This is a genomic window from Bradyrhizobium tropiciagri, assembly GCF_001189845.1.
Classification (GTDB): Bacteria; Pseudomonadota; Alphaproteobacteria; order Rhizobiales; family Xanthobacteraceae; genus Bradyrhizobium; species Bradyrhizobium tropiciagri.
Genome location: NZ_LFLZ01000040.1, coordinates 67,508 through 78,571, shown reverse-complemented (window position 1 = coordinate 78,571; position 11,064 = coordinate 67,508). Strand labels below are relative to the sequence as shown.

General features: G+C 64.6%; 13 protein-coding genes and 1 pseudogene. 7 read left to right on the top strand and 7 right to left on the bottom strand.

Annotated features, from left to right (window positions below):
- The coding region (locus AKN84_RS27585) for a HAMP domain-containing protein (RefSeq protein WP_430649936.1) at nt 1–1,042 on the bottom strand (1,042 nt) is incomplete at its 3' end.
- 269 nt (nt 1,043–1,311) lie between these two features.
- On the opposite strand from AKN84_RS27585, the gene AKN84_RS47485 reads away from it, so the two are divergent.
- On the top strand, nt 1,312–1,491 hold the full coding sequence (locus AKN84_RS47485) for a hypothetical protein (protein ID WP_050423696.1): 180 nt from the start codon (nt 1,312–1,314) through the stop codon (nt 1,489–1,491).
- A gap of 90 nt (nt 1,492–1,581) precedes the next feature.
- Here the strand turns inward: AKN84_RS47485 and AKN84_RS27575 are convergent, their stop codons facing one another.
- The gene (locus AKN84_RS27575) at nt 1,582–1,848 is read right to left on the bottom strand and encodes a hypothetical protein (protein WP_050423695.1); all 267 of its coding nucleotides are present in this window, start codon (nt 1,846–1,848) and stop codon (nt 1,582–1,584) included.
- Between the two features lie 115 nt (nt 1,849–1,963).
- On the opposite strand from AKN84_RS27575, the gene AKN84_RS27570 reads away from it, so the two are divergent.
- Nucleotides 1,964–2,164: a DUF3072 domain-containing protein gene (locus AKN84_RS27570; RefSeq protein ID WP_050423694.1), complete on the top strand. Its 201-nt coding sequence runs from the start codon at nt 1,964–1,966 to the stop codon at nt 2,162–2,164.
- A 143-nt stretch (nt 2,165–2,307) separates the two neighbouring features.
- Nucleotides 2,308–2,562, top strand: coding sequence for a hypothetical protein (locus AKN84_RS27565; RefSeq protein ID WP_050423693.1), 255 nt, complete (start codon nt 2,308–2,310; stop codon nt 2,560–2,562).
- A 161-nt stretch (nt 2,563–2,723) separates the two neighbouring features.
- Here AKN84_RS27565 and AKN84_RS27560 read toward each other — a convergent pair whose 3' ends face one another.
- On the bottom strand, nt 2,724–2,981 hold the full coding sequence (locus AKN84_RS27560) for a hypothetical protein (protein ID WP_050423692.1): 258 nt from the start codon (nt 2,979–2,981) through the stop codon (nt 2,724–2,726).
- A 112-nt stretch (nt 2,982–3,093) separates the two neighbouring features.
- Here AKN84_RS27560 and AKN84_RS27555 point away from each other — a divergent pair.
- Nucleotides 3,094–5,162: pseudogene (locus AKN84_RS27555) on the top strand (ATP-dependent helicase).
- 138 nt (nt 5,163–5,300) lie between these two features.
- On the opposite strand, the gene AKN84_RS27550 reads toward AKN84_RS27555, so the two are convergent.
- From AKN84_RS27550 to AKN84_RS27545, 3 genes are all read right to left on the bottom strand, one after another.
- Nucleotides 5,301–5,852 (bottom strand): adenylate/guanylate cyclase domain-containing protein, encoded by a 552-nt coding sequence (locus AKN84_RS27550; protein WP_244485506.1) that lies wholly within the window; start codon nt 5,850–5,852, stop codon nt 5,301–5,303.
- The gene (locus tag AKN84_RS49345; RefSeq protein ID WP_244485505.1) at nt 5,849–6,031 is read right to left on the bottom strand and encodes an adenylate/guanylate cyclase; all 183 of its coding nucleotides are present in this window, start codon (nt 6,029–6,031) and stop codon (nt 5,849–5,851) included. The genes AKN84_RS27550 and AKN84_RS49345 overlap by 4 nt, the downstream gene beginning before the upstream one ends.
- 86 nt (nt 6,032–6,117) lie before the next feature.
- Complete coding sequence (locus AKN84_RS27545; RefSeq protein ID WP_244485504.1) at nt 6,118–6,417, bottom strand: PilZ domain-containing protein; 300 nt, start codon at nt 6,415–6,417, stop codon at nt 6,118–6,120.
- Between the two features lie 211 nt (nt 6,418–6,628).
- On the opposite strand from AKN84_RS27545, the gene AKN84_RS27540 reads away from it, so the two are divergent.
- The 3 genes from AKN84_RS27540 to AKN84_RS27530 are packed head-to-tail and all read left to right on the top strand — an operon-like array spanning nt 6,629 to nt 9,655.
- A complete protein-coding gene (locus tag AKN84_RS27540) occupies nt 6,629–8,035 on the top strand; it encodes an MFS transporter (RefSeq protein WP_050423691.1) in 1,407 nt (468 codons plus the stop codon).
- Between the two features lie 11 nt (nt 8,036–8,046).
- Nucleotides 8,047–9,234: an acyl-CoA dehydrogenase family protein gene (locus AKN84_RS27535; RefSeq protein WP_050423690.1), complete on the top strand. Its 1,188-nt coding sequence runs from the start codon at nt 8,047–8,049 to the stop codon at nt 9,232–9,234.
- Nucleotides 9,235–9,253: 19 nt separating this feature from the next.
- On the top strand, nt 9,254–9,655 hold the full coding sequence (locus AKN84_RS27530; protein WP_050423689.1) for a VOC family protein: 402 nt from the start codon (nt 9,254–9,256) through the stop codon (nt 9,653–9,655).
- A gap of 288 nt (nt 9,656–9,943) precedes the next feature.
- On the opposite strand, the gene AKN84_RS27525 is transcribed toward AKN84_RS27530, so the two are convergent.
- Nucleotides 9,944–10,702 (bottom strand): Spy/CpxP family protein refolding chaperone, encoded by a 759-nt coding sequence (locus AKN84_RS27525; RefSeq protein WP_050423688.1) that lies wholly within the window; start codon nt 10,700–10,702, stop codon nt 9,944–9,946.
- Nucleotides 10,703–11,064 lie beyond the last annotated feature (362 nt).

The following is an 11,064-nucleotide window of genomic DNA, read 5'->3' as shown; positions in this document are numbered from 1 at the left end:
GGTCCACCATCGTGTTGATGGTATCCTTCAGCTCGAGGATTTCGCCGCTGACGTCGACCGTGATCTTGCGCGACAGGTCGCCGCGCGCCACGGCCGTTGTCACATTGGCGATGTTGCGGACCTGGGCGGTCAGGTTGCCGCACATCGCGTTCACGGAGTCGGTAAGGTCCTTCCAGGTGCCGGCAACGCCGCGCACGATCGCCTGGCCGCCGAGCTTGCCGTCGGTACCGACCTCGCGCGCCACGCGCGTCACTTCCGAGGCGAATGAACGCAACTGATCGACCATCGTGTTGATGGCCTCCTTCAGCTGCAGGATCTCGCCGCGCACGTCGACCGTGATCTTCTTCGACAAGTCGCCGTTGGCGACCGCGATCGTCACCTCGGCGATGTTGCGGACCTGGCCGGTCAGATTGTTGGCCATCGAGTTGACGCTCTCGGTCAGGTCCTTCCAGACGCCGGTCACTTCGGGCACCTGGGCCTGGCCACCGAGCTTGCCTTCGGTGCCGACTTCGCGGGCCACGCGCGTCACTTCCGAGGTAAACACCGAGAGCTGTTTGATCATCGTGTTGACGATGTTCGCCGACTGCAGGAATTCACCGCGCAGCGGCCTGCCCTCGACGTCGAGCTGCACGGTCTGCAGCAGGTCGCCCTGCGCGACCGCTGCGACCGCGCGGGTGACTTCTCGAGTTGGCCACAGCAGATCGTCGATCAGCGTGTTGACCGAACTCTCCATGTCGGCCCAGGCGCCGCTGGCGAGGCCGAAATTGACGCGCTGGCGAGTCTGTCCCTCGCGGCCGACGACCTGCCCGACGCGCGCCAATTGCTGCGCCATGCGTTCGTTGGCGGCGGCGATTTCGTTGAATGCGTCCGCGATCTTGCCGTCGATACCGAGATAATCGCCACGCATCCGCACCGAGAAGTCGCCGCCGCGCATCGCTTGCAGTGACTGCAGCAGATCGTGCGAGGAATCGAGACTTCCATTCGATGATTGGGCGCGGCGTGTATCAGCACGGGGACGAGGCGGCGAACCGAGATCGGTCATGGAATTTCCCCTACGCGCTGGCTACGAATCCGGGGACTCGGAAAAGCCAGTGTGACCATAAGAATGACTGCCTTGGATCTATTCAAGCGGGAAAACGCCAAAACCACGATTTGTGACGCAAACCGAGTGGCTTAATGGTGAATGGAACCAAAAGTTCCAATGACGAATGAAACTTTTTCGCGAAACGTTGCTAGCGATCTGCCGGCCAAGTTCGCCGCACCAATTGCACCCGTTCGATGCGGCTGCATTGCTCGCAGCGGTACTGAAGAATGTCCCTGCCCTCGCTGCCCGGAGAGCTGCTCTCGAGCCGCATCGTCCTGACGCAGCTGATGCAGGAGATCAGCGTCAGCAGCGGGCTGCGATCGTCATTCATCGATGCCCGCGGTGGCGCGGTCGGATCGGTGATCATGGCGCTGGGCGATGCTATGGTGTCGGCTCTCACCACATGAAAATGCCGATCCTGCGGCACAGGTTCCGGCCTGGAAACCCGATTTAGGCTCAAGGCGGCGCGTCGGCCCTGATTCAGCCGAGCGGCCGGATTACGCCCTGGCGTTGCCGTGGCCCGGTTTGGGCTTGGCCTTGTCCGCCTTGGTCTTGTCCGCCTTGGCCATTGCAATCGGGTGATCCGCATAGCTTCGGCTCAGCCGCTCGCGAACAGTCGGGAGACGCTCGCCGCCACCAGCCGCCTTCCATCGGCCGATCAGCTCGGTGACCTCCGCGCGCATTGCCATCAGCCGGTAGGACGCTTCGCTGCAATCCAGGTCGCGGTTGACCTGATCCCGGATCGACGCCTCGATCAAGGTCATCTCAGCCCGCAAAGTGCTGATCCTACGACGAATTTCATTGATCTTGTTGTCCATGGCTTGTTAGAACAAAAATAGAACATATTGTCAAGTCACGATCCGGCAAGCGAGGTGGACCATGAGCATGGCAGCGGTGAAATTTGGCGGGGTTGCCGACCGGCTTGGCGGGCTGATGTCGCGCGCCCAGGCGCTGCGGTTGAGGAGCCTGGCCGAGGAGGCCTATCAGCCGAACCAGTACGCGCGCGACCTGACGTCGGAGGAAGCCGAACGGCGCATCGACGCCCTCCGGGCGGAGATTGCGCTGGCGGACTCCTTCTAACCCCCAAGTTCTAACACCCAAGCTCTAACACCCAAGCCGGCCGAGCCGGACAACTCCCTTAAGGGTTTGATAGAGCGGCGCAGCTAGGTCTGTTCTGTTATGGCTGCTTTGCCGCTGCATGACCTTTTGGGGGGAAGCCTTTCGTGCTGGAGCTGGAGAAGCGGTCGCCGCTCGCGTTCCCGATCACGCTGAAAGACGGGCGAACACTCGCGACGGTTGGCGATGCCGCGGACTATCTGTCAGCGCTGAACGCCGACCAGCGCGAGCGCGGCTATTGGAAGACGGCGATCTTGATGTTCAACAACGCGATGCGCGAACCCAGCTATCTGAGGATCGCAACGATCAACATGCGCTCTGCCCTTGTATATGACCGTCTCGTCGACGACGTCGGCCCCTGATTGTGGCGCAGCAGCTACAGCCGAATCGGCGGTGGTTGCGTAGGGCCGTCGTCGTTATGGCCGCAAACAAGGTAACGGCGGTACACGCGACGGCCGGGCGCGCAATGCACTTCGGCCGCACTCTCGGGCCGCCTCGGAGGGCCAAGGCGGCCCATTTCTTTTCAAAGCAATTTTGCGCGCACGAACAAAGTCCGCAACGCGTTGGTCGCTTGCACCGTCAGCATCGCGTTCCCCGCCGCGCGCTCCAGCGCAACCAGCGCATCGTCATGCAGGGAGCGGAACTCCATCCATTCGACGGCGCTGAGATTGCTGATGAAGCGGTAGGCCTGGCCGACGGTCGCGAGCGTCACCGTCTCGCCGTTCAGCCGCACCTGGAATATCGCCTTCAGCGGCGTATCGGATTTGGAAACGTCACCCATGGCGGGGTTGTGCTCCGCGCCGCGTTAATGTCAATCTAATTTCTCTGCGTCCGCGCAGGTCCGCCTGCCCCACTGAATCGCATTGTCTGTTAGCGTTTCGTGGGGGTGATTCGTGCCTGATCTTGCCAACATAGCCTATCTCGATGCGTTCAATTCCGAGCAGCGCCGCGCCGTCGAGCACGGCGTCGGCAAGGATTGCATCGTGGGCGCGCCGCTGCTGGTGATCGCAGGCGCGGGCTCCGGCAAGACCAACACGCTCGCCCATCGCGTTGCGCACCTGATCGTCGCGGGCGCCGATCCGCGCCGCATCCTGTTGATGACCTTTTCGCGGCGCGCCGCCGCCGAGATGGCCGGTCGCGTCGAGCGCATCGCACGGCGCGTGCTCGGCGACCCCGCCTCGATCATGACCGATGCTCTGAACTGGGCCGGCACGTTCCATGGCATCGGCGCGCGGCTGCTGCGCGAATTCGCCGAGCGCATCGCGCTCGACCCGGCCTTCACGATCCATGACCGTGAGGACTCCGCCGATCTGATCAATTTGGTCCGCCATGACCTCGGCTTCTCCCGCACCGAAAGCCGGTTCCCGACCAAGGGCACCTGCCTTGCGATCTATTCGCGCTGCGTGAACGCGGAGATGCCGATCGAAGCCGTGCTCGGCCAGTTCTTCCCGTGGTGCTCCGGCTGGGCCAATGAGCTGAAGCAATTGTTCGCGGCCTACGTCGAAGCCAAGCAGCGGCAGAACGTGCTCGATTACGATGACCTGCTGCTCTACTGGGCGCAGATGGTGACCGATACGGCGCTGGCCGAGGAGATCGGCGGCCGCTTCGACCATGTCATGGTCGACGAATATCAGGACACCAACCGCCTGCAGTCTTCCATCCTGCTCGCGCTCAAGCCGGCAGGACGCGGGCTCACCGTGGTCGGAGACGACGCGCAGTCGATCTATTCGTTCCGCGCCGCGACCGTGCGCAACATCCTGGACTTCCCGGCGCAGTTCAGCCCGGCCGCCGAGATCGTCACGCTCGATCGCAACTATCGCTCGACCCAGCCGATCCTGTCGGCCGCCAATGGCGTGATCTCACTCGCCAAGGAGCGCTTCACCAAGAACCTGTGGACCGACCGGACCTCGACCCGCAAGCCGCAGCTGGTCACGATCCGCGACGAGGCCGATCAGGCGCGCTACATCGTCGAGCAGGTGCTTGCCAACCGAGAGGAAGGCGCGCTGTTGAAGCACCAGGCGGTGCTGTTCCGCACCTCCTCGCACAGCGGACCGCTCGAGGTCGAGCTGACCCGCCGCAACATTCCGTTCGTGAAGTTCGGCGGCCTCAAATTCCTCGATGCCGCGCACGTCAAGGACATGCTGGCGCTGCTGCGTTTCACGGCCAATCCGCGCGACCGGGTCGCAGGCTTTCGCATCCTGCATCTGTTGCCCGGCGTCGGGCCGGCCTCGGCGCAGCGCGTGCTCGACTGCATGGCCGAAGCCGCCGATCCGATTGCCGCGCTCGCCGCGCTGCCGGCCCCGCCGCGCGCCGGCGCCGACTGGCGGCTGTTCGTCGAGGCGATCGAGAACCTGCGCTACTCGGAATGGCCCGTCGACATCGAGCGCGCGCGCCTGTGGTACGAGCCCCATCTCGATCGCATCCATGAGGACAGCGAGGTCCGCCGCGCCGACCTCATCCAGCTCGAGCAGATTGCCGCCGGCTATCCGTCGCGCGAACGTTTCCTCACCGAGCTCACGCTCGATCCGCCCGACGCGACCAGCGACCAGGCCGGCGTGCCGCTGCTCGACGAGGATTACCTGATCCTGTCGACCATCCATTCCGCCAAGGGACAGGAGTGGAAGTCCGTCTACGTGCTCAATGTGGTCGACGGCTGCATGCCCTCCGACCTCGCGCCGGCACCTCGGCCGAGCTCGAGGAGGAGCGCCGCCTGCTCTACGTCGCCATGACCCGCGCCAAGGACGATCTGCATCTGATGGTGCCACAGCGCTTCTTCGTCCACGGCCAGGCCGCCAAGGGCGACCGCCATATGTACGCCTCGCGTACCCGCTTTATCCCGGAACGACTGCTGCCGATGTTCGAGCGGACAACCTGGCCACGGGCCGCCGCCGCGCAGGCTTCCTCCGCCAGCCGCGCGCCGCCGATCGATATCGGCGCCCGGATGCGCGGCATGTGGCGCTGACGAAAAATCTTGGCCCCGCCCGGAACGAAGCCGCCGGCCTCGCGTTGAGGCGACGTTCGTAATCGGCGAACGACCATCCCCGACGGCTTCGGCGCGGTGCTCCGCGCGGGAGCCGTCGTTTTGTTGCGCCGCGTCAATTCACGCAGGAAACAGCGTAACAGGCTGATCGAAGCCCTTGAGCGTATAATCGGAACCGGCCGCCGTGATCATGTCGCGGGTTCGATCCCGCACGGCTGATGTGACCAGGATCTCGCCGGACTTCGCCATCGCTTGGGCGCGTGCCGCGCGATTGACCACGGTGCCGACCGCCGTCAGGTCGCGATGGTTCTTGCCGAACTCACCGAAATTGGTGTCGCCACTGTCGATCCCGATGCCAATGCCGATCTTGACATCGCCGGCGCCGATCGTGCGCACCAGCGCGTCGTGCCGGTCGCGAAAACCGCTCTGAATGTCACGCGCCGCCTGCAACGCCCGCGCAGCATGGTCGTCCCGCTTCACCGGAAAATTGAAGATCGCAAACACCGCATCGCCGATCGTCTTGTTGAGCAGGCCATCATAGCGCCAGATCGCGGCGGCGCAGTCGTCGTAGAAGGCGTCCAGCAGCGACGTCAGCCCGTCCTGCGCGATGGTCTGGGTCAGCGTGGTGTAACCCCGCAGGTCGGCGAACATCACAGTGGCATCGATGGTCACGGCGCGCGCTTCATGACCTTCGAGAACGCCATCTCGCAGATCGTGCAGGTGTTCGGGTTCATGCGACTCGGCTTGATGCCGAACAGGCGGAACGGCGCCGACAACGGGCCGCGCAAGGGGATCGGCATATGGAGGTTCTGCCAGCAACCGAGGCAGATCGATGCAGGTTCCGGAGTCATCGGCGTATCACCTGCTGTTCCAGCGACGAAGTCCACCCCACCGTAGCACGGTCGATCACGAGCGCCCCAACCGAAATTGCCGGCACTCAGGCCGGTTTGACGAAACTCACTCCAATCCGCGTCTTCTTGCTCCAGATCACCTGGCACTCATGGACAACCGAGGCGTCGCGGGCCATCACCAGGCGGAATCGGTGCGGGACGAAGGCCGGATTCTCGACCTCGATGGCTGCCCCTTCCGGCGATATGTTCACGATCGTGCAATGCATGACCGAACCGCCCGACGAGACATAGCCGGGTTCATTGACCTCGGTTCGCGGATGCCTGCGCTTTTCGTCCACCCGGCCTGCCTCCCCCACTCGCTTCACGTGAACGTGGGCGATCGGCATTGCAGGAGTCAACGGCTGGCGCGGCTCACATCAAGCTTTCGCACCACGATTTGTGCGCAGCGGTAAGCCGAATTGCTTATCGCCCTCGCGCAGATGAGCCCCGCGTCGGCGCGGGCTTGCCGTTCGCGGCGACGCAAGGATCCGATGGACGATGCGCTGGCGCGACGCACGCTCCGAGCAATAAAGAACAGGCGCCATGGGGAGACGCGCCATGTTCGAGATTCTCGATCGCCGGACGACTCTGACCGGCAACCAGATCAAGATCCTTGCGGCGGCCATCATCGGCGATGCGCTGGAATTCTTCGACTACTTCCTGATCGGCTTTGTGCTCGCCTTCCTGATCGGGCCTTGGAAACTCACCTTCGGCCAGTCGGCGACCGTGCTGATGAGTTCCGGCATCGGCGCCATCATCGGCGCCTATCTCTGGGGCTGGCTCGCCGACCGGGTCGGGCGCCGCATCGTCTTCATCGGTACGGTGCTGAACTTCTCGATCGCGACCGGCCTGCTCTATTTCACGCCCGACAATGGCTGGGTTTACCTCGCGATCCTGCGCTTCTTCGTCGGCACCGGTGTCGGCGGGCTGTATTGCGTCGACCTGCCGCTGGTGCAGGAGTTCATGCCCTCGCACAAGCGCGGCTGGGTCGGCGGGCTCGTCACCTGCGTGATCCCGCTCGGCGTCGGCCTCGGCGCGGTGCTGGGTGCGATCATGGGCACCGATCAGTGGCGGCTGTTGTTTGCGATCGGCGTGCTGCCGGCGGTCCTGGTGCTGCTGGTCCGGCTCTGGGTGCCGGAATCGCCGCGCTGGCTGTGCCGGCAGGGACGCTATGACGAGGCCCGCAAGTCGCTGGCCTGGGCCCTGCAGGTGCCGCCATCGGAACTCCCGTTGCCGAGCGCGGCCGACGCCGGCCCGATCGTCACCACCAGCTGGTTCGACCTGTTCAAATATCCGCGCAGCCTGATCGTCTCCTGGCTCGGCAATGCCGGCGCGCAGACCGGTGTCTACGGCATCACGCTATGGGCGCCCGCCCTGTTCGTCCTGCTGCTGAAGGTCACGCCGCAGGAGGCCGCCAAGATGATGATCCTGCTCAGCGTCACCGGCTTCGTCGGCCGCATCTCGTTCTCTTATTTCTCGGAGTTGCTGGGACGGCGCGTGGCGGGCGGCCTGCTCGGCTTCGGCGCCGGCGCGTTGACCATCATTGCCGGCTATCACTACGACGCGACGCTGTTCGGCATGTCGGCGTTCTGGCTGCTGCTCGGCGCCGCCTTCTTCTTCGCCGACGGCGGCTTTGCCATCGTGGGGCCCTATGCGGCGGAGGTCTGGCCGTCGCACCTGCGCACCACGGGCATGGGGTCGGCCTACGGCTTCGGCGGCATCGGCAAGATCATCGGGCCGGTCGGCCTCGCACTGATCGTCGGCTCGAACAATTACCTCAAACCGGACGTGCCGCTGACCCAGATCCCGACCGCCTTCGTCTATCTCGGCTGCTGGTTCCTGATGGCGGGGGCCGTCTACCTGTTCTTCGGGCTGGAGACGCGGGGCAAGTCGATCGAGCAGATCGACAAGGAGCTCAACGCGGCGGCCGACGTCGCGGCCTCCGCAACGATCCGGCGCGCCTGAGGGAGGCGGACATGGACACGACTTCTGCGGATCTCGCCGGCGATCATGACGTGATCGCCCGCGCCGACGCGATCCGGGACGCGGTCGCGGCCGCCGCCGACGAGATCGAAACGACCCGCCGCCTGCCGCCCGATCTGCTCGACCGGCTGCATGAGGCGCAGCTGTTCCGGCTGCTGCTGCCCCGCTCGACCAACGGGATCGAGACCGATCCCGTCACCTTCTTCCATACCATCGAGACCATCGCCAAGGCCGATGCCTCGACGGCGTGGTGCCTGAGCCAGGCCGGCGGCTGTGCGATGTCGGCGGCCTATCTCGACCTGCCGGTCGCGCAGGAGATGTTCACCGATCCGCGCGCCGTGCTGGCCTGGGGCCCAGGCCCCAAGGTCAAGGCGATCGAATGCAAGGGCGGCTACCGGGTCACCGGAGTGTGGTCGTTCGCGTCAGGCGGACGGCACGCCACCTGGCTCGGCGCGCACTGCCCGGCCTATGCCGCGGACGGTTCGCCGCGCCGCGACGCCAATGGCGAGCAGGTCGAGCGCACCATGCTGGTGCGGACCGAGGACGTCGAATGGACCGACATCTGGAACACGGTCGGGCTGCGCGGCACCGCCAGCGACCAGTTCGCGCTCAACGATTTCTTCGTCCGCGCGGACCATTCGATCACCCGCGAGTTCGATCGCGAATGCCGCGAGAATGGCCCGCTGTACCGGATGAGCAACCACACCTGCTACCAGGTCGGTTTCGCCGGGGTTGCCTGCGGCATTGCCCGCAGCGCGCTGGACAATTTCGTCGACGTTGCCCGCAACAAGGTGCCGCGCGGCATGACGAAGACGCTGCGCGACAATGCCGTGGTGCAATCCGGCCTCGCCCAGGCCGAGGTCAATCTGCGCGCCGCCCGCGCCTTCCTGCTGCAATCGATGGCGGACATCTGGAAGGACCTGGTTGCCGGCCACAGCATCACGGTCGCGCAACGCATGACGATCCGGATGGCGGCGACGCACGCCATCCACAAGGCGCGGGAGGCCGTCGACTTCGCCTACAACACGGCCGGCGCCACCGCGATCTTCGACGGCCATCCGCTGGAGCGGCGCTTCCGCGACATCCACACCGTGACGCAGCAATTGCAGGGCCGCTTCAGCCATTTCGAGACCGTCGGCGCCTGGATGCTTGGCGTCGAGGCCGACCTCAGCTTCGTCTGAACTCTCAAGGAGATGAACCATGCCGTTGGGCGGACTGCAGCATTTCACCATCGAACCGCAGGATTTGGAGAAGACCAAGGCGTTCTATTGCGATGTGCTCGGGCTCGAGAATGGCGATCGGCCGCCGCTCGATTTCCCGGGCTATCGGCTCTATTCCGGCGGCCAGGCCACTGTCCATTTAATGGGCACCCGCAAGCCGCGCGACGGCATCGTCGTGCGTGGCACCGACAAGAAATATGAAGACACCGGGCGGCTCGACCACATCGCCTTCGCCGCAACCGACGTCGACGCCTTGCGCAAGCGCCTGCAATCGAAGAACGTCGCCTTCCGCGAGCAGATCGTGCCGCGCACCGGCGACACCCAGATTTTCCTCTACGATCCCGACGGCGTCGGCGTGGAGCTGAACTTCCCCAAGAGCTGAACCGAAAAGGGCTGAACCGAAAAGAGCTGAAGCGGCCTTCGCCGGATGACCTTGCTCAACAAATGGCCGACGCAACCGTCGGCCATTATTTCCCATCGCGAAATCGGTTCCCGACAAGGCCCAGACTCGGCCATCACTCGGGCGTGATCCGGTCGGTTTTTCTTCAACATTGAATGACGAATTAACCGGGCCGCGCCGCTGCGGCAGAATAGCCGGGTGCTGCGCCTTTAACCTACCCCAGGGCATGGTGGCCCGGCTATTCGTCCCCACTTCGCGGGCGAAAGGTCCTCAGTCGAGGCCGCGCTCGTGGCTGAGGCGGACCATTTCATTGATGAAGATTTGTTTCTGCTTGTCGTCGAGACTGGCATAAAGCGGCTCGGCCGCGTCGGCAACGCCGCGCTGATCGACGGCGCGATCATTGAGGAACTGGGCCTCGTTGCGCATCTGCTCGATGATGTCATCGGGCGGATCGCGCTGCGCGCGTGCAATGCGCAGGTTGAGCCGGTCGGCGCCATTGTGCCCGAGATAGTGCATCGCACTGTTGAAGCCGGCCCAGTTCTTCTCCTGCTCCGGCGTCAGGTTGAGTTCCTTCTTGATCCGCTCGATGTTGGCGTCGCTGTTGGCGACGATCTGTTCGGCCGTGAGCTGCGGTGCGCCGGCTTGGGTCAGCACGGTCGGCGGTTGCTTGGCGCCCTTGTCCTTGGCAGCGGCCTTGGCCGATTTGGCGGCCTTGGCGCCCTGCTTGTCGCCGGCCGCCGGACTCTGAGCGTTCTTGCCGTTGCCGGCATTGGGGTTGCCGTTGTTGGCATTGTTGCCGGTCAACACCCCGGTCACGCCGGTCACAACCCCGACGACGCCGCCGATGGCGCCGCCCAGAACCCCGCCAACCGGTCCGGCAGCCTTGTTGCCTTCGCGCGCGCCCTGCTGGACACCCTGCACGATCTGCGCATCGACCATATGGGGCACGGAAAGCAGCGCGACGGTGGCGGCCCCAACCGCGGCGCACAATCTCCATCGTGCTCGCAGCTTCGCTACCGGGATGAGCATGGTCGGGTCTCCGTGATCGATGGTGGATTGCAGAATGGAAGCGGGGGTAGGCTCGACGAATCCGACTTTATCGTCTCCGCCTTCGGCAAGTCTATCGGTCGGGCTGGGCATCAACATGACGGAACACGGATCGGTCAGGCTTGACCGGAACGCTGCGGCTCAACCGCGCACCGTCCACGATCACGGCTGCGCCAACCTCCGCGTGCGTCGCAGCATGTTGCAAGACGCGCCGCAAACCGCCGGCAATCGCGGTGACGCCGATGACGCTGCCTGCGATTTGACCACAACGTTAGTACTACGTGGCACAGGCATCTCGTTTCTCGACAGCCGCCGGCAATTCTGTTCTGATCGGTGTGAACGAA

Excerpts from the sequence above, each read along its gene's own strand:
- AKN84_RS27530 (WP_050423689.1), top strand. The coding sequence starts at position 9,254 with ATGCCGTTGGGCGGACTGCAGCATTTCACCATCGAACCGCAGGATTTG.
- AKN84_RS27525 (WP_050423688.1), bottom strand. The coding sequence starts at position 10,702 with ATGCTCATCCCGGTAGCGAAGCTGCGAGCACGATGGAGATTGTGCGCC.
- AKN84_RS49345 (WP_244485505.1), bottom strand. The coding sequence starts at position 6,031 with ATGACTCCGGAACCTGCATCGATCTGCCTCGGTTGCTGGCAGAACCTC.
- AKN84_RS47485 (WP_050423696.1), top strand. The coding sequence starts at position 1,312 with ATGTCCCTGCCCTCGCTGCCCGGAGAGCTGCTCTCGAGCCGCATCGTC.
- AKN84_RS27535 (WP_050423690.1), top strand. The coding sequence starts at position 8,047 with ATGGACACGACTTCTGCGGATCTCGCCGGCGATCATGACGTGATCGCC.
- AKN84_RS27540 (WP_050423691.1), top strand. The coding sequence starts at position 6,629 with ATGTTCGAGATTCTCGATCGCCGGACGACTCTGACCGGCAACCAGATC.
- AKN84_RS27575 (WP_050423695.1), bottom strand. The coding sequence starts at position 1,848 with ATGACCTTGATCGAGGCGTCGATCCGGGATCAGGTCAACCGCGACCTG.
- AKN84_RS27570 (WP_050423694.1), top strand. The coding sequence starts at position 1,964 with ATGAGCATGGCAGCGGTGAAATTTGGCGGGGTTGCCGACCGGCTTGGC.
- AKN84_RS27545 (WP_244485504.1), bottom strand. The coding sequence starts at position 6,417 with ATGCCGATCGCCCACGTTCACGTGAAGCGAGTGGGGGAGGCAGGCCGG.
- AKN84_RS27560 (WP_050423692.1), bottom strand. The coding sequence starts at position 2,981 with ATGGGTGACGTTTCCAAATCCGATACGCCGCTGAAGGCGATATTCCAG.